Raw genomic sequence first — 26,186 nt, 5'->3', positions numbered from 1 at the left:
TCCTCCTCCCGTCCGGCGGCATCTCGTTGATCGATCGATCAACGAGATCGTCCGACGACCGTAGCCGCGTGCGGAGGGGACGAGAAGCGAGGTGACCACCCAGTGGACTCGCGCGGTCACCGGGCGTCGGGTCACCCCACCCGGTCACCGCTCTCGGGGTCGAAGAGGTGCACGGTAGGGGCGCTCTGCTTCAGCCGGATGCCGTCGCCGAGCTTGGCGGGGGCGCGGTGCGGCGACCGCGCGACGAACGTGACGGGTTCACCGTCGAGCGTGCGGATGTCTGGATCCTTCACCTCACCGTGCACGAGGGTCTCGTTGCCGAGCTCTTCGAGCAGGACGACGTCGGCGTCGATTCCGGTGCCGTCGGAGCTCACCGTCAGGTGCTCGGGCCGGATACCTGCGGTGACCGACGAGCGTCCGGAGAGGAGTGCGCGGGTCGCGGCGTCGAGCTCGAGCGGGCTTCCCGCGACCGAGAGTGTCCCGTCGGTGACGGGTGCGGTGAACAGGTTCATCGACGGCGATCCGATGAAGCCGGCGACGAAGGCATTGCGCGGGCGGTCGTAGAGTTCGGTCGGCGCCGCGAACTGCTGCAACTCGCCGCCGCGCAGGACGGCGACGCGGTCGCCCATGGTCATCGCCTCGATCTGGTCGTGCGTGACGTACACCGTCGTCGTCCCGAGCCGTCGCTGGAGTGCGGCGATCTGGGTGCGGGTCTGCACGCGCAGTTTCGCGTCGAGGTTCGACAGCGGCTCGTCCATGCAGAAGACCTGCGGCTCACGGACGATCGCCCGGCCCATCGCGACGCGCTGACGCTGACCACCCGACAGCCGCGCCGGTTTGCGGTCGAGGTACTCGGTGAGATCGAGCAGCCGTGCGGCGTCCTCGACCTTCCGGCGCCGCTCGTCGATGCCGATGCCCCGCATCTTGAGTGCGAAGCCCATGTTCTCGGCGACGGTCTTGTTGGGGTAGAGCGCGTAGTTCTGGAACACCATGGCGATGTCGCGGTCCTTCGGCGCCACGCCGACCATGCTGCGGCCGCCGATCTCGATGGCACCGGAATCGATGTCCTCGAGCCCCGCGAGCATCCGCAGCGCGGTCGACTTCCCCGAGCCGGACGGCCCGACGAGGACGACGAACTCGCCGTCGTGGATGTCGAGATCGAGACGGTCGACCGCGAGCCGCTCGGCCCCCGGGTAGACGCAACATGCTTGCTGGTAGGCGATGGATGCCATGTCGACTCCTGGTCGGAACGGGCGGTGGATGGACGAGTGGGCCGGCGCCGGGTGGCCGGGTGCGGGGATTACTTGATCGCGCCGAAGGACAGGCCGCGCACGAGCTTGTTCTGCGCGATCCAGCCGCACACGACGACGGGAAGAGCCGCGAGCACCGACGCGGCGGACAGTTGCGCCCAGAACAGGCCCTGGCCCGACATGAAGCCGGTGAGCGCGACGGGCATCGTCTGGGCGTTGACGGCCGTGAGGTTGACGGCGAAGAAGAACTCGTTCCACGAGAAGATCACGCAGATCAGCGCGGTGGCGGCGATCCCGGGGGACACGAGCGGGAGGATCACCTCGCGCACCGCCGTCCACGTGCTCGCGCCGTCGATACTCGACGCTTCGAGCAGCTCGCGCGGCACCTCCAGGAAGAACGAGCGCATCATCCAGACCGCGATGGGCAGGTTCATCGCGGTGTAGACGACGACGAGCGTCCACACGTTGTCCAGCATTCCGATGCGCCCGACGATCACGTAGAGCGGGATGATCGCGGCGACGACGGGCAGCATCTTGGTGCTGATGAAGAAGAACAGTGCGTCGGGGGTGCGCTTGATCGGCCGCAGCGACAACGCGAATGCCGCCGGCACTCCCAGCAGGAGAACGAGGGCCGTGGAGACGACCGTCGCGAAGGCCGAGTTGAGCAGCGCCGTACCGATTCCGGAGTCGAAGACGGCCCGGAACTGATCGAGGGTGGGCGTGAACAGGAAGGTCGGTGGATCGGTCGCGGCCTGGTTCTCCTGCTTGAATGCCGTGAGCACCATCCACAGCACAGGGAAGAAGAAGCCGAGGGCGACGATCCACGTGAACACCGTGAGCGCGGCGGCGCGGGGGCGCCGTTTGCGCGGGATGTCGGGGACGTCGACGGATACCGGTGGACGCACGGTCGTCGCGGTCATCAGGCTGCCTCCTCCGTGACACTGAAACTCTTGAACAGCAAGCGAATCGCGAGGGTCGCGACGACGATCGTGCCGACCACCGTCACGACGCCCATCGCGGCGGCCTGGCCGATGTCGAAGCCGAGGAACGCCCGCTGGTAGATGTAGAACGGCAGGTTCGCGCTCGCGACGCCCGGCCCGCCCGACGTCATCATGTACACGGCGTCGAAGGTGTTGACGAGGTAGATCGCGCCGAGCACCGTGCCGAGTTCGATGAACCGCCGCAGATGCGGGAGCGTCAGCTCGCGGAACAGCCGCAGCGACGTCGCACCGTCCACTCGGGCCGCCTCCTGGATGTCCTTCGGCATCGACTGCAGGCCGGCGAGGATGAGCAGCATCATGAACGGCGTCCACTGCCAGACGAGTTCGGCCATGACGCTCGCGAGCGGGAACTGGCTGAGGAAGTCGACTCGCACCCCGAACGGCGAGAGGAGCCAGTTGACGAGGCCGTTGGTGGGGGAGAGCAGCGAGGTCTTCCACAGCAGCGCCGCGGCGACGGGGGTGACGAGGAACGGGGTGATGAGCAGCGTGCGGACGATGCCCCGGCCGAGGAACTTCCGGTCCAGCAGCAACGCGAAGAACAGGCCGAGTGCCACCGAGATCACGACGGTGCCGACGATGAGGACGACGGTGTTGAGTGTGACCGTCCAGAACTGGCTGTCGCGGAAGACGGCGGCGAAGTTGTCGAGGCCGACGAACTCGCGCGAACCCGGTCGGACGAGGTTCCACGACTGCGTCGAGTAGAACAGCGTGAACAGGAACGGTACCTGCGTCACGACGATCATGAAGACGAGCGCAGGGAGCATCGGCCCGCGGCGCCGCCAGCCCTCCGCTCGCGATACTCGATCCGGGACCCGCTGCGGCGCAGCCGGTCCGGTGTCGGCGGTGGTGGTCACGGCTTCTTCACCTCTTTCCGTCAACCCGCGCTGTTTCGGTAGCTGGCGCCCACGACCTCGGCGTACTGCTGTGACTGTTCGAGTGCGTCGTCCACCGCCGTCTGTCCGGCGATCGCCGCGCTGATCTGCTGGCTCACCCGTGTCCCGAGGTCCTGGAACTCGGGGATCGCGAGGAACTGGATGCCGGTGTAGGGGACCGGGTCGAGCGAGGGATTCGCCTGATCGGCGGTACGCATCGCGTCGAGCGTCTGCTGTGCGAAGGGGCCCGAGACCTCCTGGTAGGCGGGTAGTTCGTACGTCGAGAGCCGGCTTCCCGGGGGCACGTGAGTCGGGCCGAGTTCGTCGGCGACGTGCGCGATGTAGTCCTTGCTCGTCATCCACTCGATGAACTTCCACGCGTCGTCCTGGCGATCGCTGCTCGTGGGGATGCCGAGCGACCACGTGTAGAGCCAGCCGTTGTCGCCCTTCGCCATGCTGGGCGCGGGGAGATAGCCGACATCGCCTGCGATGGTCGAGGTGTCGGGGCTCTCGAGCACCGACACGGCGGACGTCGCGTCGTACCACATCGCGGCCTGGCCCTGCGACAACAGGTTTCCGCACTCCTGGAAGCCGCTCGACGCCGCGCCGCGCTCGCCGCTCTCGCGGACGGTGTCGACGTAGAACTTCACGGCGTCGCGGAACTGCGGACTGGTGAGCTGCGCGTTCCAGTCCTCGTCGTACCAGCGGCCGCCGAAGGCGTTCACGACGGTGTTGAGCGGGGCGAGCAGCTCGCCCCATCCAGGCTTGCCGCGCAGGCAGATTCCGGCGACGTCGTCGGAGTGCAACTGCTCGGCGACCTCGGCGACCTCGGGCCAGGTCGGGTTCTCCGGCAGGCTCACGCCCGCCTGCTCGAACATCGCCCTGTTGTACATGAGGAACGACGACTCGCCGTAGAACGGTGCCGAGTACATCGATCCCTCGTACGACAGCGCGTCACGCAGCGTCGGGACGAAGTCGGCGGCGTCGTAGCCCTCCGAGGCGTCCATGTACGGCTGCAGGTCGACGAGCCAGCCGTTCTCGGCCCACATCTGCGTCTCGTAGTTGCTGATCATGACGACGTCGAACTCGCCGCCACCCGTGGACACGGACGCGGTGATCTTGGCGCGCGCTTCGTTCTCGGAGAGGGTCACGAACTTCAGTGTCACGCCGGGGTTCTCGGCCTCGAACTCGTGCGAGAGGCTCACGGCGTCGGTCATCTGGGAGTTGGACACCATCGCGATGGTGACGGTGTCGCTGCCGCCGCCGGTGAGCGAACCGGCCCCGGCGCAGCCCGCCGTGACGAGGGTCAGGGCGGCGAGGGCAGCGGTCGCGCGCAGGTGCCGTGGTCGGATCGTGGTCACGATCGTCTTTCCTGTCGGTCGAGCAGCCACCGGGCGGTGCGGGCGTCGGTCACCGCGATCGAGGCGAAGCCGCCGCGCAGTGCACCGAGGATCGATTCGTGGCGCGGGTCACCGCCCGAGACGAGTACGGACGCCGGGCACGCGCGAACGCGGTCGAGCGCCACCGACACGGTGCGGTCGACGAGGGTCGAGGCGACGGGTGCGCCCTCGGCGTCGTAGAAGCGCCCGCCGATCTCGCCGACTGCTCCCAGCTCGCGCAGTTCGGCGAGGACGGCCGAGTCGATGAAGGCGCCCTCGAACAGCGTCGTGGACGTCGAGACCGATCCGACGCCGAAGAGCATCACGTCGCACGCCGCAGCGGCATCGAGGGCGCGGGAGACGATCGAATCGCGGTGCAGCGCAGCGACGGTGGCTGGATCGGCGTACAGCGGGGCGACGAGCCGGAGCGGCTGCGCCCCGAGCCGGTCGGCGAAGACCGCGAGGGTGTGATCGACCCCGGTGTGGTAGTTCGCGGAGGTGATCGAGCCGTCCATCTGGACGACGCGCGCACACGACCCACCGGTGAGGGCGTCGGCCACCGCGAGCTGTTCGGGTCCCCACGTGAATCCGAAGGTGTCGTTCGCGCCGAGTCGGCGGGCGAGCACGGGTGCCGCGGCCTGGCCGAGCGCGGCGTTCCCGAGGACCCCGCCGTCCACCTCGTCCGCCACGATCACCACTTCGTCGAGTCCGAAAGCGCGCTCGACGTCGCGTTCCAGTTCGGGGTGGAGGGCCACGTGCGCGGGGGCGGAAACGGACACCGTCACGAGTCCTTGCGCGTGGGCCCGCGATACGAGCCTGCCGGCGGTGGCACGGGAGACGCCCAGTCGCTCGGCGATCTTCGCCTGGGTCATGCCCTCGACGTGATACATCGTCGCGGCGCGGACCAGCAACCGGACGTCGACGGCGGCGTCGGTGCCGTTGCCGGTCGTCGCGAAGGGGGTCGTCACTGATCCTCCGTCAGTCGGGTGGTGCGCAGTCGGGTGGTGCGCAGTCGGGTGGTGCGCAGTCGGGTGGTGCGACTGCGGTGAGCAGATGCGCAGTGGTGGAGAAGATGCGCAGTACGCTAGCATTCAACTGTGACGTACACAACACCGACTTCGGAAAGTGGCGCAGCAGACGACACGATGCGGGTGAGCGTCCTACACCCCGGCGGGAGCATCACCGAGGAGCGGCGTCCGATACCGGCGCCCGGCCCGGGCGATGTCCTCGTACAGATCGCCTCGGTCGGAGTGTGCGGGTCCGACACGCACTACTACCGGCACGGCCGCATCGGCGAGTTCGTCGTCGACACGCCGCTCGTGCTGGGGCACGAGGCATCCGGTCGCATCGTCGCCGTGGGTGCCGGCGTCGCGGAGGGCCGTGTGGGGCAGCGTGTCTCGATCGAGCCGCAGCGCCCCGACCCGGCGAGTGCCGAAAGCCTCCGTGGCGACTACAACCTGTCGCCGAACCTGGACTTCTTCGCGACGCCGCCGGTCGACGGCGCGTTCGCCGAGTACGTGACGATCGGCAGCGCGTTCGCACACGCCGTTCCCGACACGATCGGCGACGATGCCGCAGCACTGCTCGAACCGCTGTCGGTTGCGATCGCCGCGCTGCGCAAGGCGCGGGTCGGACTCGGCTCGGCGATCCTCGTCGCCGGTGCCGGGCCCGTCGGACTGCTCTGCGTGCAGGTGGCGCGGGCAGCGGGCGCGACCGTGATCGCGGTGTCCGAACCCGACGACGCTCGTCGCGAGCAGGCGCGACGCCACGGCGCGACACACGTGTTCTCGCCGCCGGACAGGCCCGACCCGGGAGTGCCGATCGACGCGTTCGTCGACGCGAGCGGTGTCCCCGCCGCGGTCCGGAGCGGTATCGACGCCGTCCGCCCCGGCGGCGGCGTGGTGCTCGTGGGAATGGGTGCCGACGAGATGACGCTGCCCGTGTCGCTGATCCAGAACCGCGAACTCACCCTCACCGGGGTCTTCCGGTACGCGAACACCTGGCCGACGGCGATCGCACTCGTCGCGTCCGGTGCCGTGGATCTCGACTCGCTCGTCACCGGTAGGTTCGGCCTCGCGGAAGTACCCGCGGCGCTCGACTCCGATCGCGTCGCGGGCTCGATCAAGGTGATCGTCCGCCCTGCGGACCGGACTCTCCGGGGAGGAACGTCGTGAGCGATGCGATCGCACTGAATTCGGGCACGCTGTCGGACATCACACGCGCGGATGTCCCCTCGTACGATCGCGCGGCCGTCCGTACCCGGATCGCGCACATCGGGGTCGGCGGCTTCCACCGCTCCCACGAGGCGATGTACGTCGACCGATTGCTCGCCGCCGGAAGCGACTGGGGCATCTGTGGAATCGGCATCCGCCCGGCCGACGCCGCGATGCGCGACGCCCTCGTCCCGCAGGACGGGCTCTACACCCTCACGCTCAAGCATCCCGACGGCGACGTCCAGACCTCCGTGATCGGGTCGATCGTCGACTTCCTGCTGGCTCCCGACGATCCGGACGCCGTCCTGGACGTGCTCTCGCACCCCGATACCGCGATCGTGTCGCTCACCGTCACCGAGGGGGGCTACAACTTCTCGCCCGCGACGGGCGAGTTCGATCTCACGCAGCCCGACGTCGCGCACGACCTCGAGCCGGACGCCGTCCCGACGACGGTCTTCGGCTTCGTCACCTCGGCACTGCGCCGCCGCCGCGATCGGGGCATCGCGTCGTTCACCGTCGTGTCGTGTGACAACATCGCCGGCAACGGCGACGTCGCGCGCGAAACGTTCGGTGCGTTCGCCCGCGCGCAGGATCCCGAACTCGCACAGTGGATCGCGGACAACACCGCGTTTCCCAACTCGATGGTCGACCGGATCACACCCGCGACACCACTCGAACTGCGCGCCGAGGTTCGCGAGCGCACCGGTGTCGACGACCGCTGGCCCGTCGTCGCCGAGCCGTTCACCCAGTGGGTGCTCGAGGACTCCTTCTCGTCGCCCCGGCCGCCCTTCGAGGACGTCGGTGTCCAGGTCGTCGCGGACGTGACCCCGTACGAGCTCATGAAGCTGCGACTGCTCAACGCCGGACACCAGAGCTTGTGCTACTTCGGACATCTTCTGGGGTACCGCTACGTCCACGACGCCGCAGCCGATGCGGACATCGCGGAACTGCTTCGCCGCTACTGGGATTCGGAGGCGCGGCCGACCTTGATGCCGCTCGAGGGCATCGATCTCGACGAGTACACGGCGACGCTGCTCGACCGTTTCGGAAACCCGGCGATCGCAGATACCGTCGCGAGGCTGTGCCAGGACTCGTCGGATCGCATCCCGAAATGGCTCGTGCCCGTGATTCGCGAACGGCTCGACGCGGACGGCGACGTGTCGCTCGCCGCCGCCGTCGTCGCGAGTTGGACGCGGTACGCCGAGGGAACCGACGAGGCGGGCGCGCCGATCGACGTGGTCGACCCACTGGCCGCGACGCTCACGCCACTCGCGCTGCGGTCTCGCAGCGAGCCTCTCGCCTTCGTCCGGGAGCGTTCGCTGTTCGGTGATCTGGCAGACCGCGAGGAGTTCACCGCTCCCTATCTGGCCGCGCTCGAGTCGCTACGGAAAGACGGTGCCCGCCGGACGCTCTCGCTGGTGCTGGGTCACTGACCGAAGGTGAGGGCGGCCGCTTCGCGATAGCGGGTGACCACGTCCGGTTCCGGGTTCGCCTCGAAGGTGCGCGGCGCCGGCCCCTGCCCTGACCACTCCGGCAGTTCACCGGTGAGTGTCCAGGCCGCCTGCCGTGCGGCGCCGAGCGCGACGTACTCGCCGTCCGCGGGCAAGGCCACCGGGCGTTCGAACACGGCGGGCGCGATGCGGGCAACGGCCTCCGACCGCGCGCCGCCACCGGCGAGCACGATCCGGTCGAGCGGTGTGCCCTCCGCACGGATGCAATCGGCGGCGAAGACGAGCGAGCACAGCAATCCCTCGACCGCCGCGCGGGCGATGTTCGCTGCCGTGAGATTGGCGGTCGTGATGCCCTGCAGCGCTCCCGTCGCGGCGGGAAGATTCGGGGAGCGCTCGCCCGCGAAATAGGGTACGAGCACGAGGCCTTCGGCCCCCGGCCGCGCCGACAGTGCCAGCCGCGAGAACCCTTCGAGATCCACACCGAGCATCCTCGCCGTCGCGGCGAGCACCGGCGCGCCGTTGAGGGTGCACACGAGCGGCAGCTGGCGCCCGGTCGCGTCGGCGAACCCCGCGACGAGACCGGAGGCATCGCACGGGGGAGCGTCGGTGACCGCGGCGACGACACCGGAGGTGCCGAGCGAGACGACGGCGTCGCCGGTTTCCGCGTGCAGCCCGAGTGCCGCCGCTGCGTTGTCGCCGGCCCCGGGCCCGAGCGCCGCTCCGGTGTCCGTCTCGCCGGCTGCCTCGTGTGGACCGAGCACGCGTGGCAGCCGCGGCGACCGCCCGCGCAATGCCGTGGTCAGCAGGCCGGTGTCGTACCCGCCGCGGGCCGCCGAGAAGTAGCCGGTCCCGGAGGCGTCGCTGCGATCGGTGGCGAGGGTGTCCAGCGAGGCCGCGCCGCCGAGCTGCCAGGTGAGCCAATCGTGCGGCAGGCACACGGCCGCGGTCGCGTCCGCGTTGCGGGGTTCGTGGTCCGCGAGCCAACGCAGCTTCGCGACGGTGATCGCGGCGACCGGGACGACCCCGACCCGCTCGGCCCACGCCTTCCCGCCGCCGAGCTCGGTGACCAGCGCCTCGGCCGCCGGTGCGGAGCGAGTGTCGTTCCACAGCAGGGCATCACGGACGACGGAGCCGTTCTCCGCCAGGCAGATCATGCCGTGCTGCTGGCCGCCGACGGACACGGCGGCGACGTCGTCGAGACCCCCGGCGCTCGCGACCGCCTGGGTCAGCGCGTCCCACCACGCGGCGGGGTCGATCTCGGTGCCCGGTGGGTGCGGGTGAGCGCCCGTGCGCACGATCTCGCCCGAATCGGCATCGCACACCACCACTTTGCACGATTGAGTGGACGAATCGATCCCCGCGACCAGGGGCATGGGATGTCCTTTCGTCGGTGGCGGATCTTCTCGTCGACGATTCGAGCCTACCCTCCTGCTGTGTCGCCGATCACTCGTCGGCGCTCTCGCCCGACTCCACGATCGAGTTCGTGACGACGCTCGGCGCCCCGGCTTCACCGCACATCGGACTGTCGCTGTCCCCGACGTGGTTGTCGGGCGGTGCCTGGCGTCGCCGCCGTCCGGCTCGACCGAGAGGCCGGCGTCTTCGCCGACCCCGCGCGCATACGGCCCACTCCGGAACGACGTTGCGCGAGCACCTCTCCGAGTGACTCCGTCGGTCACTCGCCGCGGTGGGTTGTCACCGAGTCGGTGTCGGGGTCCTCGGACGACGTCGCTCTCGTGGTGGTGGGGGCCGCCGGTGTCGTGATGACGGGCGTCGAGTCGGCGTGAGTCGGTGCGACGCTCGACGGAGTCCGCGACGTCGTGGTCGCCGCGTCGGGCCCCGGCGTCGCGGTCGGTGAGGTGAGGGTGCGCTCCCTGGTCGTCGTCGGCGCGACGGCGGTGTCGGTTGCGGAAGTCTCGTCCACGACCGGGTCGTTCGCGGGGGAGGCGTCGGGCTCGAGGGTTCGTTCGGCTGCGACGAGGGTTGCCTCGAGGGTCGTCTCGTCCGGCTCGGCGCTGTCGACGGTGCGTCCCTGCGCCACTTGGCGGCCGAGATGGGCGAGCCATGCGGCGGCGTAGTCGATGGAGGTGTGTGGCTTGTCCGTGTCGTCGTTCCAGTAGTCGAAGTGCATGCCGCCGTCGGGCGCGAACGTCGTGTCGTACGGGTCGGACCGGACGACGTCGAGGAGTCCTCGATTGTCGAGGACGAAACCGATGATCTCCTCGGCCGTCTTGCGCGGGAGGTGAGTGAGCGAGGCGAGGCGACCCAACGTCGGTTCGACCGAGGGGGCTGGAGGTTCGCTCGGAACATAGGTCGGCGCCGACACCTTGACGAGTACGTCGAGGAAGCTCTTGTCGGTCGTGAGCCATGCCGGCTGCGAGCGGATGTCGGCGAACGCGAGAACGACGGTGCGGGTGAGAATGCGCGCGAACTCGCCGGCGTGATCGAGGGTCGGGCCGTCCGTCTGCAGGGACTCGATCTCGAGCGCGGTGCCGATGTTGATCAGTACTCGTAGCAGGGCGATGTTCTCCGGTGCCGCGCAGGTGAAATCCCCGTCGGAGCAGAAGGACGCAACTCTGCCGTCGAGCGCGCCGAAACTTCCTGCGGTGCCACCGAGAAGGCCCGAGCCGGGTGTCGTCGCAGTCCCTGTCCGATAGTCGAGGTCGAATCCGTCCGGGCCGCGGAACGGGTCACGAGCCCCGGGGAAGGCGCCGTCGCCGATCGAGCGACCCGGGTCGGCGATCACGACGACTCCGAGTACGTGTGCGGCATCGACGACGGAACCGTTCGGATCGTTGCCGATTCCCATCGCGAGACGGCGCGCGACGTCGGCCCCCTGGCTGTAGCCGACGATCGCGAACCGGGTGTCGGGGCACGCTGCGCCGATGGCACGCATCACCTGCTCGGCGTTCGCGACACCGGTCTCCACGGCGCGGTCGTAGCTTCCGAGGTCGGCGGGATAGGCGATGTGAACCGCCGCGAAGCCGTCGCCCAGTTCGTCACCGGCCGGGCCCAGGACGGGATCGACCCACCGGTTCCCGTATTCGAGGGATGCCGGGAGGGGAGCCGAGTTCGCGTCCCTCAACCATCGGGGGTCGTCATCGTCGCGGTTCGCCATGCCGCCGCCACGACCGGATATCGTCACCGCGACCATGTCGTGACACGTGGTGACCGAAGCCCGAAGATCGGGGGCTGCGTGCGTCGCGGTGGGTGCGTTGTACGCCCAGATCCCCGCTCCTGCAGTCGTGACGAGAGCGGCGAGCGATGCGGCTGCGATGCTTCGGAGCCGACGGGGGCGGCGATGCGCATCGGGGAGCGAGTGCGTCATGGGGATCCTCGGGCGGGTCGACGACCAGTGGTGTCTGGCCGTGCCGCACGGACCCCCGTTCGCGCAGCGATGTGCAAGTTGAATTGTCAACCGGGACGCTATCTCATGGTGCCGACATCGTCACCACCCGGTCGGCGGCAGCGACGGTGGCCGGCCGATGCGACACGACCACTCGCGTGCAGTCCGTCTCGCGGAGCAACCGCACGACCTCGGCCTCGGTGCGATCGTCGAGTGCGGCGGTGATCTCGTCGAGGATCAGGATCCGGGGCCTGCGGAGCAGGGCGCGCGCGAGGCACAGCCGCGCGCGTTGGCCGCCGGAGAGCCGCAGCCCGCCGTACCCGATCGTGGCGTCGAGGTCGATCGCCCCGCTCAGTCCGACTTGCGTCAGCATCCGGTCGAGTTCGTCGTCTTCGGCGTCCCGGACGTTTCCGTGGAGCAGGGCTTCGCGCACGGTGCCGCGCAGAACGGCGCAGTCCTGGGCGACGAGCGTGACGCAGCGGCGCAGGGTGTCGTCGGCGAGCGCGGCGAGCGGTGCCGCAGCGTCGTTCCCCACGAGCTTGATCGTCCCGTCGTCGGGATCGACGAGACGTGCCAGGAGCGTCGCGAGTGTCGACTTTCCTGCCCCCGACGGCCCGGTGATCGCGACGAACTCACCCGGCGCGACATCGAGATCGAGGTCGTCCAGCACGACGGCGTCGTCGTAGGCGAATCGCAGCCCGCGAACGCGAAGTCCGAGATCGCCGGACGGGGCGGGCAGCGGTGCGGTGACGGGGGTGGTCGCGGGCGGCAGCGTGAGCGCGTCGCCCACGCGCGCGGCCGACGCGGCCAGTGCCGGAAGTGCGGCGACGGTCGTCGCCGCGGACGCGGCGAGCGCCAGGACTCCGAGCGTTCCGGCGGCCAGCGCCGGCACCCACTGCGGCGAGATCGTGCCCGCGGAGGCCACGGCGACCACCGCCACCACCGAGACGGTGACGACGACGTCCCGGATGGTGTCGGCACGCCGGGAGAGGCGCTCGCGTCGGGCGTGGGTGCGGGCCAGGCCGAGGGACGCGGCACCGACGTCGCGGCGGATCCGGGCGGCGAGACCGTAGCCGAGGACCTCCCGCATGCCCCCGAGAACGTCGGCGACCCGTGCCGACAGGGCACTGCGCGCAGCGGTGACGTCGGCGCCCGCACGCGCTGCGCGAGGGGCATCGATCGCGGTGACGACGACGAGCGCGACGAGTCCGGCAGCGGCGACGGCGGCGAGCGCTCCGTCGACGACGACGAGAGCGGCGAGTCCCGCCGACACGAGAACGCCGGTGCCGACGAGTTGCGCGAGGGTGTGTGCGTAGAAGAACTCGAGCTTCTCGATGTCACCGAGCACCGTCGCCGCATGTCCCGAACGAACCGGCTGCCGTCCCGGCACGGCGACCGTGTAGCGCGCGAAGACTTCGGAACGGAGCTGTGCGAGAACGCGATACGCGAGCGAGTGCGACAGGTCCATCTCCCACCACGTCAGTGCCGCGCGCACGAGGACGCCCAGGCCGAGTGCCGCCCAGGCGCCGAGCGAGGGGGCCGTGCCGGTGACGGCGATCCGGCCGACGATCGCCGCGACCGCGACGACCAGAGCGACGAGGAGGGCGCCCCCGGCGGTCGCGACCACGGTGGTGAGTGCGGCCGTCCGCCACTGCGGCCGCAGTACCGGGACCAGTCGCCCGAGTGCGATCGCCGCGTCGCGGACCGGACCTCGCGTTTCCCCGGGCCGATCGGATCGGATCATCGGGCCGCCTCCCGGCATTCGGTGACGACGCACCCGCCCGTCAGCCGCAGCACCTCGTCCTCGGGCTCGAGAAGATCGATGCGGTGCGTGACGACCACGACGACTCGGTCGCGCGCGGCGTCCCGCAGTGCTGCCAGGACGCGGCGTGCGTTGCCGTCGTCGAGCGCGCTCGTCGGTTCGTCGGCGAGCAGCGCGGGTCGGTCGGACGCGAGCGCGCGTGCCACCGCGAGCCGCTGCCGCTGCCCACCCGACAGCGACGAACCGGCCTCGGCGATCATGCCGTCCAGTCCGAGCGCGGCGACGACGTCTCGTGCACCGGCGGCCGCGGCGGCACGGCGCAGGTCGGTGTCGCTCGGGGCGTGGGCTCCCGCGGCGAGATTCGCGCGGACGGTGCCGTGGAACAGGACAGGGTGTTGCGACACGACCGCGAGGCATCCCGCCTCGGGCGCGGTGTCGCCGACGAGGACGGTGCCGGAGGTGGGGGTCAGGTGCCCGAGCGCGAGATCGAGCAGAGTGCTCTTGCCTGCACCCGACTCGCCGGTGAGTGCGTGGAGTGCACCGGGCCGGAGGTCGAGATCCACGCCGCCGAGGACGTCCTCGGCGGCGTCGGGGTAGCGGAAGCGCACACCGGAGAAGGCGAGTCGGGCACCGCGCGTCGCGCCGGGCTGCTGCGGCGCCGCCGGCTCTGCAACCGGGTCGAATGCTCCAGCGGCGCGCAGTCCGGGTAACGCCGACATGCCGAGGAACCCGGCGTGCCATTCGCGGGCGAGGTCGCGAACGGGCCGAAACGCCTCGGACGCGAGCAGCAGTACCGCGTAGAGCGCGAGCGGATGCGAGTCACCGGCCCCCGTGGCGGCGAGAGCGACGGCGACGACGTATCCACCCTGGACGGCCAGATCGACGATCGCGGTGTCCACCAGCGAGATGCGCATCGCCCCGACGGTCGCGCGATGCAGCGCGTCCGAGCGGGCACCGAGGGAGTCGCGCAGGTCGCGGGTGGCGCCGAGGGCACGCACCGTCGCCATCGATCGCAGTGCGTCGAGGAGGTCGGCGGCGAGCCGCTCGTAGGAGTCCCAGTGCCGTGGTTCGCGCGACCGCATCGCGCGTCGCCACGCCATCGGACCGGCGAGTGCGAGGGCGACGCCGACGAAGGCGGCGGCGCCGGCGAGCGGCGACAGCACCGCCACCGCGACGAGCACAGCCGGTGTGACGACGACGACCGTCACCGCGACCGGGAGATAGCGCGTCACATAGGCGTCGACGCCGTCCACCCCGTCGACGAGGGTCGTGAGGGTGCGGCCGTCACGTGCGCTCACGTCGTGCAGGCGCGTGGGTACGGCTGTGGCGGCGAGTGCGCGATCACGCAGTGTCCCGGCCACGGTCGCGCCGAGCCTCCCGGCGGCGTTCGCCTCCACCTCGCCGAACGCGGCACGCACGAGCGCGAGGCCGAGGACGGCTGCGAGACCCGCGGCGATCGTGGCGGAATGGCGCGTTGCTATTCCGGACAGCGCGACCGCGAGGGCGAGTGCGCCGAGAGCATGAGTCGACGCGACGGCCAGATGTGTGCCGACGGTGACGAATGCGTGTCGCGGATGTGTGAAGGCGGCGCGCCACAACTCGGCTGCTACGACCACGAGAGTCCTCCTTCGGGGAGATCGAGGAAGGCGAGCGCATGAAGCGGGTACGGCGGGGCGGTCGAGGTCATGCCCGACACGGCGCGCACCTGCAGTCCCGCGAGGACGGCGCTCGCCGCGAGTCGCGCCGCCGCGAGGTGGGTGCACCACACGTCGTGTGCCCCGAAGTGCCCGGGGACCGTCCACAGTGCCGTCGTCGCGGCGTGCGCGACCCACTGTTGCTGCGAGGCCGCGGCGACGGCGCGCGACGTCGGATCGTTGCTCTCGTCTCGTGCGATGAAGCGTGCATGTGAGGGCGAGCGACGTCGCGAGAAGTGCTGCGCGGCAGCCGTGTCCGGCTGCGGACCGTTCGGCAGCGTGATGTGCGCGAGCGTCAGTTCGGGCGCACCCGACCGCGCCCACCATGCGGTGTCGGAGGCCGGTGCGAGCGCGGCGATCGTGCACGTCGCCGGCGACCCGAGCGTCGCGGTTCCGGTGACGACGAGTCGTTCGAGCGTCGCGACGGCGTATGCCGTGTCGGCGATCCACAGCGGCCACGCACGGTGGCGGTAGCGGCCGAAGGCGCGTCCGGGAGCGGCGGTGAACACCACACTCGCGTGCTCGCCGTCCGGTGGTGGCGGACCGTCGGTGCGACGCACCAGCAGCGAGTCCTCACGCAGATGCACGTACCGACCCGGCGCGAGGGTGCCGCGGGCGTGCGCGGGAATCACGAGGTGGGTACGGACGCCGTACGTCCCGCCGGCCGACGGAACCGGCCGTCGAGCGATCGTGGTCGGCTGCCCGTCGGCGGTGACATGGAATCCGGTGGGCCGCCACAACGCATCCAGCAGTGCGTCCCAGTCCGGCGGCACCGTGACGGGTTCGGCACCCACCCCGAGCCAGCCGCCGTCGCGGGGCCCCGGTGGCAGCGGCGGTCCCGGGTCGCCGGGACGCAGTGCGCGCGTGAGGAGCTCGTGTGCCGTCATCACATGTGGGGAGCCGGAAGCAGCGACAGGTCGTCGGGCCCGGACGGGACGGATGTCCGCCAGCCGCGCGCGACCGCCACCTCCCCGAAACGTGGGCAGCCGTAGTACGTGAACGCGGCGGGTGCGTTGGGGACGAGCCCCGTCACGAGCGAGCGCACGACGCGCAGCGGCGTGCGTGCGATGTCGCGTGTGGTCAGGTCGCACGTGATCACGCGATGGCCTCGTGCGGCGAGACGGCGACGGACCTCGGGCATCGTCGTCGCCGCAACGGTGCCGATCGCGCGTTCGCCGAGGGCGGGTTCGGTGAAGCGGCGCTCCTCGCGATGCGTTCGCTCGTCGAGCCACACCTGGACGTGCGCGCCGAGGTCGACGACGTTCTCGAAGTGCGCACCGGCGGAGTCGAGGTATCGTCCGTCGGCCCGATGGCCGAGGTACAGGCCCGGCGCCGACAGACCTGCGTCGACGGCGCGGAACACCCATCCGCCGGGTTCGAGGACACCCAGCGTGAACGCCCACGTGTGGATCGCTTCGAGTACGGCCTTGCGCACCGCGCGCTCGGGCGACAGACTCGAGGCGAAACCTGCTGCCCGGATGCCGGTGTCGGGATCGCGAACGAGTGCGGCGACGCACGGTGCGAATTCGCTCGGCATCGTGACGGCGTGTGCGTCGAGGCGGCCTCCCGCGAGATCCTCGCGGAGGCCGGGGACGGAGTCGAGGTCGATCCCGTGTGTCGGACCGTCCAGATGCCACCAGGTTTCGAGTGCGTCGCGTTCGATCACCTCGAGGATGCCGCGATCGCGAGCGTCGGCGACGCCCTGTCCGGTCGCGATTCCCGCGTAGTTGAGGTGATGGAGGCGAGGGAGCTCGCGTAGCCACGATCGCCGCCAGTTGAGCAGGACGAGCGAGGCGGGAGCCCAGATCGGCGCCGTATCGCCGGCTCGCGATTCGTCGCTGCACCGCACCCACAGCGTCTCGGTGTCGTCGGTGACGTCGCGGTACGGGAAGCCGGGTCGCTCCAGTTGCCACGCAGCGAAGCGGGGGAACTCGTCGAGCGTGTTCTCACCCGCCCCGCGCAGCGCGGCCGCGGTGGTGATCCGGTGGTGCGCCCCGGGCTCCGGGGGAATCCAGTTGCCGCAGTAGCGTTCGACCGCCTCCGCGATCGCGGCGATGCGTGCGGTCGCGGGATCGCCGAAGCTCGTCCCGAGCGACACGCGGTCGGCGGGCCAGTCACCGAGCCGCCGCGCGTCGGCGACCGATGCCGTGAGCGAGACGTAGCGCTCGGGAGCGCCGGGCGGGCGCAGTACCTCGCGGACGGAGCGGACGATGCCCGTCACGGGGTCGACGAGGTCGTCGGGGGAGAGGAGACGTCGAGTGGTCACGAACGTTCTTTCGGTCGGGTCGGGTGATGTCGCCATCCGGCGTCGGGATCGAGTACCCGACTTCCGGTACGGGGGTGCGGACCAGGACGATCGCCGAGGACTCCGCCGAGCCACGCCGCGACGACCGTCCCCGGCCCTCCGTGCGCACGCAGCGCCTCGCGCATCGGCTCCGGCACGCCCGCGAGGAGCCGGTGCCCCCACGGCCCACTCACGTGCAGGGCGTCGACGGGCCACGACTGCGCGAGCCGGACGGCATCGGCCGCGAAGAAGTCGTGGTCGCCGCCCAGCACGAGCAGCGGAGCGCGGGCGTCCGCATACCGGTCGGTGAAGTCGAGTGGGGGAGCATCCCACAGCCGACGCCATGCCGCGGCGCGGTTCTCGGGCCAGCCGAGTGCGGCGGGCGCACGGTCGATGCCGCGACGCCGAGCCGTCTCGGTGGCGTGGTCGAGCCGCTCCGGCGCCGCGGGCGGTGCCGAGAAGCGGCCGAAGCCGTGCTCGTGCCACCACCCGAGACGGTCACGGACGCAGCGGGTTCCGTTTCGGGTGGCAGTCTCGTGCAGGCCGAGCGCCGGGACCATCGCGACCACGGCCGCGACGGGGGCGGCGCGCGCGAGCTCGACGGCGCAGTGCGCGCCGTACGAGGTACCGACGGCGACGACGGGTGGATCCAGCCGGGTCGCCGTGTCCGCACCGTCGTCCGCTTCGCTCCGGTAGGGGAGCCAGCGGCCGTCCGAGCGGTAGCGGCCGCGGACGTCCTGCACGACGACGCGGAAGCCGAGCCGTACCCACCATGCGGCCGCGGTGCCGTGCGCACCGGCGTCGTACGGCGTGCGCATCAGGACGGTGCCGCGAGGCCGCGTGGCCGGTTCGTAGCGGTGCCCGGCGAGTACGGCGCCGTCCCGTACGACGCAGTGATGGGGCGCGCGGATCACGGATGCGGCTCGTCGAAGCCGAGGACGACGTGCTCGCTCGTGGTGAGTGCGTGATCGTCGAAGCGCCAGACGACGTCGCGCAACCGGTCGGCAGCACCGGGATCGGTCTGCCAGGCGCGAAGCACGTCGAGGACGCGCGCCGCCACCAGAGCGTGTGCGGCTCGGCCGAAGTCGTGACGGGGATCGTCGACCGTCCGATGCCAGTGCGCCAGTTCCGGTCCGTCGATCGCGGCGGCGTGGCGTCGGCGGCGCACCTGAGACGGGGTCGCGTCGGTCGCGTCGAGCCGCAGCGGGCCGACGAAGACCAGCGCTCCCTCGATCGCGATCTCGAGCGCCGGGGACACCACGGTGTCGTCGGGACGCGCGGCGCCGGGAAGCCACGCACCGATCGTCACCGCGCCTGCGCCCGCCGCGACGACGTCGATGCCGGCGTCGGGGAGGACGTCGCGGAGCGTGTCGAGCAGTGGGTGGTCGCCGACGACGCGTGCCGGAGTGCAGCGAGTCGTCCAGCGGTGCTGCAGATCTCGATGGGCACGTACTGCGACTCCCGCACGTGCGGCGGATTCGTCGGCGCCGGGCCGGACGCGGAGAAACGTCCCGTCCGTTGCGCGGATGGCACGGCCCCGACCGGGCACGTCGAAGACGTGCGCCTCGGGCGCGAGAGGGGATGAGGTCATCGGACTCCTCGGCAGGTGGCGGCGTGAGGGTGGCGGCGGGGCCGCCCACGGCTCGGCCGTGGGCGACCCCGTGCGGTGACGGTCAGTCGAACGGGTTCTCCACGAGTGCGTTCGAGTGCGACGCCGACAGGTGCGCGAGCTGGTCGGTGTCCTCGATCGTGTACACGGCCTCGGTCTCGGCGTTGTCGATCATGTGTGCCTGCCTTTCCTGAATTCCACCGGCGGAGTCGGGTTTCCGCTGACGCGGTGGGTCCGAGTGGACACGGCGACCATAGATGAAAACGATAACCAAACTCTAGTAGTGTTCCGGATCGTGCCCCGGACCACTCCGCCGATCGGCGGCCGCGACGCCACCGCGCGGCTGCTCGACGCCTACGCCCACTGGCAGTGCGCCGCACCGCGTCCACACCTGCCCACCGGCGGGTACCGGGTGCGACGGGACGGTGACGACGACGTGCTCACGGCGCTCGCAGACGGACGCGCCCTGCGTCGTGTCGCCGCCCCGGCGCGGGTGCTCGCGGCGCGCGCGGGAAGCGGTGCCGTGCTCGCCCGGCTCGCCCCAGACGAGTCTGCGGCCGTCGAGATCGTCCGGTCCGACGGGCGTGTCGTCCCCGTCGCCGGGGCCCGGTTCGCGCTCGAACAGGCTGCCTGGCTGCCGGACGGCACAGTCGTGCTGACGGCGGACGGCCGTTTGCGCGTGGGCGTCGTCGATGCTGATGACGGTCGATGGCAGGAGTCGCGCGACGTGCCGCGTGGGCGAATCTCGGTGTCCACGGGCGGGGTACTCGTTCGGCGCAGCGGGACCGTCCTGCTCTGCAACTTCGCACGAGGATCCACCATGGAGTTGCCACCCGACACCGTGACGGTCGTCGAGTACGACGGGGTACGCGCGCTCGTGCGCCGGGATGCGATCGAGGTCGGCAGTCCGCGGCGCCGCGTCGTGCCGACGCGCGGAACTGCGATCGGTGCCGCGGCGGGCCGGGGCGGAGTCGCGGTGCTCACCGTCGATCGGGGACGGCATCGGTTGACCCTCGTCGATCGCGGTGGCCGTGTCCGCGACACACGGCTCGTCGCCGCGGGCACCGACATCTGTTCCGTCGATGCGCTGTCGGTGTCGGACGGTGAGATCCACGTCCGACTCGACGGCGTCGCGACACCGCCACAGGTGTTCCGCTATCCGTGGCGCGAGGATCCGCGCACCGCGATCCCCGCCGCCGGCGAGATCGTCGTCGCTCGGGCGGACGACGGAGCCGACATCGACGTTCTCGTGACGCGACCGCCGGATGTGCGCAGGCCACGGCCGCTCCTGCTCGACGTCTACGGCGGCTTCGGGGTCGCGCACGTCCCGCACTTCGAGCCGACGACGGCGGCATGGCTCGATGCAGGTGGGGCGGTCGCTCTCGCCCAGGTGCGCGGTGGCGGCGAACGCGACGAGCGGTGGCGGCAGGACGGTCGCGGGCTCCGGAAGCGACGTGCCGTCGACGATCTCGCGTGCGCCGCGCGCGAACTGGTCGCCGTCGGAGCGAGCCGCCCCGACTGTCTGGTCCTCACGGGCGGGTCGCTCGGCGGGACGGTCGCTGCTGCTGCGGCCTTGCGCCATCCTGGCATCGCCGCCGCGGTCGTGACAACGGCGGCACCGCTCGACCTCGCCCGGCTCTCCGACAACCCGCTGGGGAGTCGCTGGGCCGGGGAGTTCGGCGACCTGCACTCTGAACCGGCTGTCGCCGAACACGATCCGATGTCGCTCGCGCGGAGCCGTGCTGCGGGAGCGCCTCCGTTCCTCGTCCTCGACATGGCCGACGACAGCCGCATCGACGCCGCGCAGGGGCCACGGTTCGCCGAGGTGCTGCGGCGTGCGGGAGTCGATGCGCAGCACGTCCGGATCGCGGGGGCCGGGCACGGGCCCGCGAGCCCCACCGCGTTGCGCGACCTCGGTACGCGGTTTCTCTCGTACGTCGCTCGCGTTCTCGAGGAGGACACATGATCACGATCCGGCCAGGATCTCGAATTCGGGCGCGTTCGCGGCCGGGCGACTCCGGTGCCACCGCGCTCGCACGCCGCGGCGACCGGCGCAGCGCGCTGCTCACGGGGGTGCTGTGCGGCGCGCTCGTGGCGCTTCTCGTCGCGTCGCTCGCCGTCGGCACCGTCACGGTCGCGCCGCTCGACGCGGTGAAACTCGTGCTGGGGCATCTCGTTCCGAACGCCCGCTGGATGAGCGACGGCACGTACACGCTGCTCCAGGACCAGGTCGTCTGGCAGTTTCGGTTGCCGCGTGCACTCCTCGCGGCGGTCGCCGGTGCCGGGCTCGCGCTCGCCGGTGCGCTCGTGCAGGCCGTCGTGCACAATCCACTCGCCGAGCCGTACATCCTGGGAGTGTCGGCGGGTGCGGGAGTCGGTGCCGTCTCGGTGATCGCCGCCGGCATCGGAGCGGGTGCACTGCTGCTCGGCGGCGCGGCGTTCGCGGGCGCACTCGTCGCCACGGCGGCCGTCTACCTCCTCGCGCGGCGTGGCGGCCGGCTGGCGCCGACGCGGCTGATTCTGGCGGGCGTCGCGCTCGGCGCACTGCTCAGCGCGGTGACCAGCTATCTCACGCTGACGACCGACGCGCAGAACGTCTTCTCCGTCATGTTCTTCCTGCTGGGATCCGTCTCGGCCGCGACGATGGGGCATCTCGTGCTTCCCGCGATCGCGCTCGCCGTCGTCGTCGGGTGGATCGCGGTCTCGACGCGTTCGCTCGACGCACTCCTCGTCGGCGACGAACAGGCGACCGCCCTCGGTGTCGATCCCGCGCGGGTGCGTGTCGTCGCGCTCGTCCTGGCTGCACTGCTCACCGGTGCCGTCGTCGCGGTGTGCGGGGGAATCGGGTTCGTGGGACTCGTGATTCCCCACATCGCGCGGATCGTCGTCGGATCGAGTCACCGGAGGATGGTTCCCGTGTGCGTGGCGGGCGGCGCGGTCTTCCTCGCCGCTGCAGATCTCGTTGCCCGCACCGCGGCGTCGCCCACCGAGGTCCCGATCGGCATCGTCACGGCGGTCGTCGGTGCGCCGTTCTTCCTGTGGCTGTTGCGCCGCGACGACGCGACCCGGGCGGGAGTCGAACGATGAAGGTGCTGCTCGACGACCTCACCGTCGCGCGGGGCGGACGGGCCGTCGTGCGGGACGTGACGTTGACCGTGCCGTCGGGTTCGGTGCTCGGACTGCTCGGCGCGAACGGCAGCGGCAAGTCGACGCTGCTGCGCACGCTGTATCGGGCAGCGCGGCCCGACCGCGGCAGGATCGTCGTCGGCGACGACGACGTGCATGCGTGTACCCCGCGCGTGGCGGCGCGCCTCGTCGCGGCGATGACGCAGGATCCCCCGGGGGAGTTCGAACTGTCGGTCCTCGACACCGTGCTGCTCGGCCGCACCCCGCACACCGGGCGCATCACGGCCCCGGCGAACCTCGAGATCGCGACACGCGCACTCGCGTGCGTCGACGGCGAGCAGTGGCTGGGCCGCTCCGTCGCGACGCTCTCGGGCGGCGAACGTCAGCGTGTGCTGCTCGCCCGCGCGATCGCCCAGCAGACCCCGGTGCTCGTACTCGACGAACCCACCAATCACCTCGACATCGCTCACCGCCACTCGCTGCTCGACACCGTCACCGAACTCGGTGTCACGGCGATCGTCGCGCTGCACGATCTCGACCTCGCCGCCCGCTACTGCGATGCCGTGGCCGTCCTGCACGACGGCCGCGTGTACGCGCACGGCGCCCCCGACGACGTCCTGACTCCGACGATGCTGCGCACCGTGTTCGGTGTCGACGGATCGCTCGTCGTCCACCCCGAGACCGGTCGCTCACATCTCGTGATCGACGGACGTCACCGAAAGGAAACCCCACTCCCGTGAACACGATTCGTCTCGCGGCCACAGCCGCGGCCGTTGCGTCGCTGCTCACCGTCGCCGCCTGCGGCAGCGGCGTCGAGGCCGCCCGAGCGTCGGGCGAGACCACCACGACCGTCGAGAACTGCGGCAGGACAGTGGGAGTCGACGCGCCGCCGCAGCGTGTCGTCACCCTCAGCCCGTCGCAGACCGAACTGCTCGTCGAACTGGGCGTCGCCGACGCGCTCGTGGGCCTCGGCCAGACCGACACCTCGCCGCTGCCGCCGCGCATCGCGGCCGAAGTCGCCGACGTGCCCGTGCTGAGCACCGACACGCCGCCGAACCGGGAGGTGCTGCTCGACGCCGCACCCGATTTCGTGGTGTCACCGACCGAGTACGAGTTCACCGCGGAACAGGGGTTCGCGAGCATCGAACAGCTCGGCGGCGCCGGCGCCCAGGTCTACGTCGCGGCCGGCGGATGCGCCGAGCGCCGCACCAGCGCGTCCGTCGAGGATCTGTTCACCGACATCGACGGTCTCGGTGCGGTGTTCGATCGCACCGAGCGTGCCGAGGAGCTGATCGCACAATCGCGAGCACGCCTCGCCGCCGTCGACGAGCAGACCAGCGCAGGTCCGCAGCGAACGGTCGCGCAGGTCTACGTCGAAGGCAACTCGCTGTCGGTGATCGGTGCGGGTGTCGAGGCCGACATCGTGGCGCGCGCGGGTGGGAAGAACGTCTTCCGTCCCGACGAGCCGATGTTCTCGTCGTTCTTCGCCGCGACCGTCGGGCCCGAGGAACTCGCCGCCCGCGATCCCGAAGCACTCGTGTTCGCGGTGTCCGACGACGCGCAGCGCGACGCGACGCTCGACTATCTGCGCACGACGTTCCCGGACATGCGAGCGGTTCGGGACGACCGCCTCGTCGCCGTCCCGGGCTCGGACCTGTTCCCGGGCACACTCGGCAACGTCACGGCCGTCGAGGCGATCGCTGCCGGTCTTCGCTGATCCGGACTCGCGTCAGGACGCCGGGGGCTCGTCGTCGAACAGGCCGGACTCCAGGACACCTGCGAGGATCGCGGGGCGCAGTTCGGGCACGATGGCGAGCGTCTCGCCCCCGACGAGGATGCCGTCGTCGACGAATCCCGTGACGACGGTGCGGATCGCCTCCGCGACCTCGCGATCGTCGTCCTCGAGATCGGAGTAGTCCTCCTCGTCGTTGCGGACGGGCGGCTCCTCCGTCATCGCGGCGAGGAGCGTCTGCGCGGCGAAGTGCCGCGCGACGGTGTCGGGTGCGTCGTCGTCGACGACGATTGCCAGGCGCGTCGCGACGAAGGCGGACAGGGCCCGGGTGAGGACGCTGACATCACGATCACGGAACCCGGCGGCGTCGTCCGTCGGGACGGCGTTGCCGTCGGCGCCCCGCACGAGCCCGCCCCGGACGACGGTCGACCACAGCGTGGCGAGTTCGGGAACGTCGCTCGGGCTTTGGAAACGGGATGTCGGAACGTCGATACCGAGAGCGGACGCGATCTCCTGGGCGTTGACGGCGGGTGCTGCGTTCGCCCAGTCCAGAATCCGGTCGACCGCCGCGACGAACGGAAGGTCTGCGATCGCCGAGGCGACGGCGGCGTCGGCCTGATCCTCGAGCTCGATGTCGTCGGGATGGAGCAGGTCGACGCCGTCGTCGACGAACTCCGAGAAGTCGGTGAGGCAGTGATTCAGGTCGTCGTCGGTTCCCGTCCAGGCGTCGGTGTCGACGAGAAAATCGAGGAAGTCCCGTGCGCTCGCGACGAGATGCACCGCAGCGGCTTCCCCGGCGTCGGTGTCGTCGCGCTCGAGCAGGCTCTCGGCGACCTCGACGATCGTGTGCGCCGCGTCGGGAGTCCACGCCGTCGGATCGAAATCGTCGGTGCTGCGGTCGAGTTCGACGAGGATCGACTTCATGACACGCGTCGTCGGGGCGGTCGGCCCGTCGAACTCGCTGCGCAGCCACTCGTCGAAGCGGCCGATGAGCGAGGCGATGCGGCGATCGAAGTCCTCGGAGTCTGCCGCCGCCCGTCGCCGTCGCCGCGCGGCGACCTTCTGCGAACGCTTCTGTCCCCGATTGCCCGGCCGCTTCGATCCCATACCCGCAGCCTAGCGAGCGGGAAGGCCCGCGTCCGAATCGTCGGCGCGGGGCGTCGCCGTCACGAATGGGCCGCCGTCTGCGCGAGCGAGGCGCCCCAACCGAGGGCGCGGTCGCGTTCGCCGTCGCGCAGCGGCCCCTCACGACCCGTGACGACGAACTCCTCTCGGGCGAGAACGGTGGCGCCCGTCCGACGGAGCCGCTTGCGCATCGCTTTCGCGGCAGACCCCGAGAACACCCCGGTTCCGGTCACCGTCGCGAAGAGCGCGCACGGTGGGATCCTTTCGGGCGCTCGGCGATCGAGCCATTCCGCGACGCCGGCCCCGGTGGAACGCGCGCCCGAGGCGGCGGCCTGTGCGCGCGAGGCCGGTCGCGGCAGTCCCATGTTGTGGGTGGGTGCCCCGACGACCAGAAGGTCGAATCCTTCCGGTTCGGGGTCCTCCCCGGCGGTGCGTGCCTCGACGTCGACGCCGGCGTCGCGTAGTCCGGTGACGATCGCGTCCGCGACTGCGGCGGTGTTGCCGAAGCACGACTCCCACACGACGAGTGCTCTCATTCTCTTCCCCCTCGATCTGCTCTGTTCAGATGCCCGGCGCAGTTGGTACTGCGAGTACCAAAGTCCGCGAGCTAGCCTAGACACGTGGTGGATCGTGAGCAAGGCGATGCCGGCCGCGACGCGAACTCGGGCACCCGGGGCAGGCGGCGGGCGCGCATCTCCGACAGCGAGACCCAGCGGCGGATGCTGCAGGCGGGTTTCGACGTCGTCGCCGAACGCGGCCTGTCGCTGAGCCTCGAGCACGTGTCGATGGAGGAACTCATCGATCGTGCGGGCGTGTCCCGAACGTCGTCGTACCGGCGCTGGCCGTCGAAGGACCTCTTCGCCGAGGAACTCGTTCTGGCGATCGCGCGCGCGACCGAGCTCGGAAGCGAGATCCCCGGGCTCGCCGAAGCGCTCGCCTCGCTGGACCCCCGGTTTCTCGCAGTGCTCGACACCGCGCAGGGGCGCCACGACCTGCTCGTCGAGGTGCTGCGCATCGTCATCGAGGTCGACTTCCTCGCGATGGTCGACTCGAGCGGGTGGCGCACGTACAGCACGTTGAGCGTCGCGCACCTCGGTCTGCGCGACGACGCGCTGCGCGTCCGGGTCGCGGAAGCGCTCGCCGAGACGGAGCGGCGGTTCACCCGCAGCCGCGCCGAGGCCTTCGAGCGGTTGATGGCACTCGTCGGGTACCGCCTCGCCGAGGGGACACCCGGCGGGTGGTATCAGGTGTCGACGGCGCTCGGGGCCCTCACGAACGGCATGCTCGCCCAAGCGCGGATCGACCTGGCCTCGGTGACAGCCACGACGACCATGACGGCCTTACT

General features: G+C 70.9%; 23 protein-coding genes. 7 read left to right on the top strand and 16 right to left on the bottom strand.

Annotated features, from left to right (window positions below; genetic code table 11):
- Positions 1-131: 131 nt before the first annotated feature.
- The 5 genes from RR1_RS19760 to RR1_RS19740 all read right to left on the bottom strand — a co-directional run bounded on the left by RR1_RS19760 (position 132) and on the right by RR1_RS19740 (position 5,470).
- Positions 132-1,232, bottom strand: coding sequence for an ABC transporter ATP-binding protein (locus RR1_RS19760; RefSeq protein ID WP_010839865.1), 1,101 nt, complete (start codon positions 1,230-1,232; stop codon positions 132-134).
- A gap of 68 nt (positions 1,233-1,300) precedes the next feature.
- A complete protein-coding gene (locus tag RR1_RS19755; protein WP_010839864.1) occupies positions 1,301-2,170 on the bottom strand; it encodes a carbohydrate ABC transporter permease in 870 nt (289 codons plus the stop codon).
- Complete coding sequence (locus RR1_RS19750; protein ID WP_010839863.1) at positions 2,170-3,105, bottom strand: carbohydrate ABC transporter permease; 936 nt, start codon at positions 3,103-3,105, stop codon at positions 2,170-2,172. The genes RR1_RS19755 and RR1_RS19750 overlap by 1 nt, the downstream gene beginning before the upstream one ends.
- Positions 3,106-3,125: 20 nt before the next feature.
- Positions 3,126-4,514 carry an ABC transporter substrate-binding protein gene (locus RR1_RS19745; protein WP_010839862.1) on the bottom strand — a complete coding sequence of 463 codons (1,389 nt, stop codon included), beginning with the start codon at positions 4,512-4,514 and terminating at the stop codon, positions 3,126-3,128.
- Positions 4,481-5,470 carry a sugar-binding transcriptional regulator gene (locus RR1_RS19740; RefSeq protein ID WP_010839861.1) on the bottom strand — a complete coding sequence of 330 codons (990 nt, stop codon included), beginning with the start codon at positions 5,468-5,470 and terminating at the stop codon, positions 4,481-4,483. Before RR1_RS19740 ends, RR1_RS19745 begins: the two co-directional genes overlap by 34 nt.
- A gap of 177 nt (positions 5,471-5,647) precedes the next feature.
- Between RR1_RS19740 and RR1_RS19735 the strand changes: the two genes are divergently transcribed.
- On the top strand, positions 5,648-6,676 hold the full coding sequence (locus RR1_RS19735; protein WP_040774976.1) for an NAD(P)-dependent alcohol dehydrogenase: 1,029 nt from the start codon (positions 5,648-5,650) through the stop codon (positions 6,674-6,676).
- Positions 6,673-8,148 (top strand): mannitol dehydrogenase family protein, encoded by a 1,476-nt coding sequence (locus RR1_RS19730; RefSeq protein WP_010839859.1) that lies wholly within the window; start codon positions 6,673-6,675, stop codon positions 8,146-8,148. Before RR1_RS19735 ends, RR1_RS19730 begins: the two co-directional genes overlap by 4 nt.
- On the opposite strand, the gene RR1_RS19725 is transcribed toward RR1_RS19730, so the two are convergent.
- The 9 genes from RR1_RS19725 to amiA form a co-directional block, all read right to left on the bottom strand.
- The gene (locus RR1_RS19725) at positions 8,142-9,539 is read right to left on the bottom strand and encodes a xylulokinase (RefSeq protein ID WP_010839858.1); all 1,398 of its coding nucleotides are present in this window, start codon (positions 9,537-9,539) and stop codon (positions 8,142-8,144) included. The genes RR1_RS19730 and RR1_RS19725 overlap by 7 nt on opposite strands.
- A 299-nt stretch (positions 9,540-9,838) precedes the next feature.
- Positions 9,839-11,491, bottom strand: coding sequence for a cutinase family protein (locus tag RR1_RS19720; RefSeq protein ID WP_040774973.1), 1,653 nt, complete (start codon positions 11,489-11,491; stop codon positions 9,839-9,841).
- A gap of 103 nt (positions 11,492-11,594) precedes the next feature.
- Positions 11,595-13,253 carry an ATP-binding cassette domain-containing protein gene (locus RR1_RS19715; protein ID WP_143153946.1) on the bottom strand — a complete coding sequence of 553 codons (1,659 nt, stop codon included), beginning with the start codon at positions 13,251-13,253 and terminating at the stop codon, positions 11,595-11,597.
- Positions 13,250-14,887: an ATP-binding cassette domain-containing protein gene (locus tag RR1_RS19710; protein WP_010839854.1), complete on the bottom strand. Its 1,638-nt coding sequence runs from the start codon at positions 14,885-14,887 to the stop codon at positions 13,250-13,252. The genes RR1_RS19715 and RR1_RS19710 overlap by 4 nt, the downstream gene beginning before the upstream one ends.
- Positions 14,878-15,852, bottom strand: a complete 975-nt coding sequence (locus RR1_RS22410) for a nitroreductase family protein (RefSeq protein ID WP_040774971.1) — start codon at positions 15,850-15,852, stop codon at positions 14,878-14,880. Before RR1_RS22410 ends, RR1_RS19710 begins: the two co-directional genes overlap by 10 nt.
- The gene (locus RR1_RS19700; RefSeq protein WP_040774968.1) at positions 15,852-17,231 is read right to left on the bottom strand and encodes a YcaO-like family protein; all 1,380 of its coding nucleotides are present in this window, start codon (positions 17,229-17,231) and stop codon (positions 15,852-15,854) included. The genes RR1_RS22410 and RR1_RS19700 overlap by 1 nt, the downstream gene beginning before the upstream one ends.
- Complete coding sequence (locus tag RR1_RS19695; RefSeq protein ID WP_010839851.1) at positions 17,228-18,163, bottom strand: CocE/NonD family hydrolase; 936 nt, start codon at positions 18,161-18,163, stop codon at positions 17,228-17,230. Before RR1_RS19695 ends, RR1_RS19700 begins: the two co-directional genes overlap by 4 nt.
- Positions 18,160-18,840, bottom strand: a complete 681-nt coding sequence (locus RR1_RS19690; protein WP_010839850.1) for a hypothetical protein — start codon at positions 18,838-18,840, stop codon at positions 18,160-18,162. Before RR1_RS19690 ends, RR1_RS19695 begins: the two co-directional genes overlap by 4 nt.
- A gap of 82 nt (positions 18,841-18,922) precedes the next feature.
- Complete coding sequence (amiA, locus tag RR1_RS22980; RefSeq protein WP_010839849.1) at positions 18,923-19,033, bottom strand: streptamidine family RiPP; 111 nt, start codon at positions 19,031-19,033, stop codon at positions 18,923-18,925.
- 120 nt (positions 19,034-19,153) lie between these two features.
- Between amiA and RR1_RS19685 the strand changes: the two genes are divergently transcribed.
- The 4 genes from RR1_RS19685 to RR1_RS19670 are packed head-to-tail and all read left to right on the top strand — an operon-like array spanning position 19,154 to position 23,701.
- On the top strand, positions 19,154-20,824 hold the full coding sequence (locus RR1_RS19685; protein WP_143153944.1) for a prolyl oligopeptidase family serine peptidase: 1,671 nt from the start codon (positions 19,154-19,156) through the stop codon (positions 20,822-20,824).
- Positions 20,821-21,945 (top strand): FecCD family ABC transporter permease, encoded by a 1,125-nt coding sequence (locus tag RR1_RS19680; protein ID WP_010837170.1) that lies wholly within the window; start codon positions 20,821-20,823, stop codon positions 21,943-21,945. The genes RR1_RS19685 and RR1_RS19680 overlap by 4 nt, the downstream gene beginning before the upstream one ends.
- Positions 21,942-22,724, top strand: a complete 783-nt coding sequence (locus RR1_RS19675; protein WP_010837171.1) for an ABC transporter ATP-binding protein — start codon at positions 21,942-21,944, stop codon at positions 22,722-22,724. The genes RR1_RS19680 and RR1_RS19675 overlap by 4 nt, the downstream gene beginning before the upstream one ends.
- Positions 22,721-23,701, top strand: coding sequence for an ABC transporter substrate-binding protein (locus tag RR1_RS19670; RefSeq protein ID WP_010837172.1), 981 nt, complete (start codon positions 22,721-22,723; stop codon positions 23,699-23,701). Before RR1_RS19675 ends, RR1_RS19670 begins: the two co-directional genes overlap by 4 nt.
- 12 nt (positions 23,702-23,713) lie before the next feature.
- On the opposite strand, the gene RR1_RS19665 is transcribed toward RR1_RS19670, so the two are convergent.
- Both RR1_RS19665 and RR1_RS19660 read right to left on the bottom strand, forming a co-directional pair.
- Complete coding sequence (locus RR1_RS19665) at positions 23,714-24,823, bottom strand: hypothetical protein (RefSeq protein WP_010837173.1); 1,110 nt, start codon at positions 24,821-24,823, stop codon at positions 23,714-23,716.
- A 59-nt stretch (positions 24,824-24,882) separates the two neighbouring features.
- Entirely contained in the window at positions 24,883-25,377 is a 495-nt protein-coding gene (locus RR1_RS19660) for a flavodoxin family protein (protein ID WP_040772398.1), read from the bottom strand.
- An 84-nt stretch (positions 25,378-25,461) separates the two neighbouring features.
- Between RR1_RS19660 and RR1_RS19655 the strand changes: the two genes are divergently transcribed.
- On the top strand, positions 25,462-26,186 hold a 725-nt coding region (locus RR1_RS19655), incomplete at its 3' end, for a TetR/AcrR family transcriptional regulator (protein ID WP_143153943.1).

This window comes from Rhodococcus rhodnii NBRC 100604 (genome assembly GCF_001894925.1).
Classification (GTDB): Bacteria; Actinomycetota; Actinomycetes; order Mycobacteriales; family Mycobacteriaceae; genus Rhodococcus_F; species Rhodococcus_F rhodnii.
This window is presented reverse-complemented; position numbering and strand designations above follow the sequence as displayed.

Coding starts and splice junctions, on each gene's coding strand:
- RR1_RS19760 (WP_010839865.1), bottom strand. CDS start 1,232: ATGGCATCCATCGCCTACCAGCAAGCATGTTGCGTCTACCCGGGGGCC.
- RR1_RS19755 (WP_010839864.1), bottom strand. CDS start 2,170: ATGACCGCGACGACCGTGCGTCCACCGGTATCCGTCGACGTCCCCGAC.
- RR1_RS19735 (WP_040774976.1), top strand. CDS start 5,648: ATGCGGGTGAGCGTCCTACACCCCGGCGGGAGCATCACCGAGGAGCGG.
- RR1_RS19725 (WP_010839858.1), bottom strand. CDS start 9,539: ATGCCCCTGGTCGCGGGGATCGATTCGTCCACTCAATCGTGCAAAGTG.
- RR1_RS19720 (WP_040774973.1), bottom strand. CDS start 11,491: ATGACGCACTCGCTCCCCGATGCGCATCGCCGCCCCCGTCGGCTCCGA.
- RR1_RS19715 (WP_143153946.1), bottom strand. CDS start 13,253: ATGATCCGATCCGATCGGCCCGGGGAAACGCGAGGTCCGGTCCGCGAC.
- RR1_RS22410 (WP_040774971.1), bottom strand. CDS start 15,852: ATGACGGCACACGAGCTCCTCACGCGCGCACTGCGTCCCGGCGACCCG.
- RR1_RS19690 (WP_010839850.1), bottom strand. CDS start 18,840: ATGACCTCATCCCCTCTCGCGCCCGAGGCGCACGTCTTCGACGTGCCC.
- amiA (WP_010839849.1), bottom strand. CDS start 19,033: ATGATCGACAACGCCGAGACCGAGGCCGTGTACACGATCGAGGACACC.
- RR1_RS19680 (WP_010837170.1), top strand. CDS start 20,821: ATGATCACGATCCGGCCAGGATCTCGAATTCGGGCGCGTTCGCGGCCG.
- RR1_RS19675 (WP_010837171.1), top strand. CDS start 21,942: ATGAAGGTGCTGCTCGACGACCTCACCGTCGCGCGGGGCGGACGGGCC.
- RR1_RS19665 (WP_010837173.1), bottom strand. CDS start 24,823: ATGGGATCGAAGCGGCCGGGCAATCGGGGACAGAAGCGTTCGCAGAAG.
- RR1_RS19660 (WP_040772398.1), bottom strand. CDS start 25,377: ATGAGAGCACTCGTCGTGTGGGAGTCGTGCTTCGGCAACACCGCCGCA.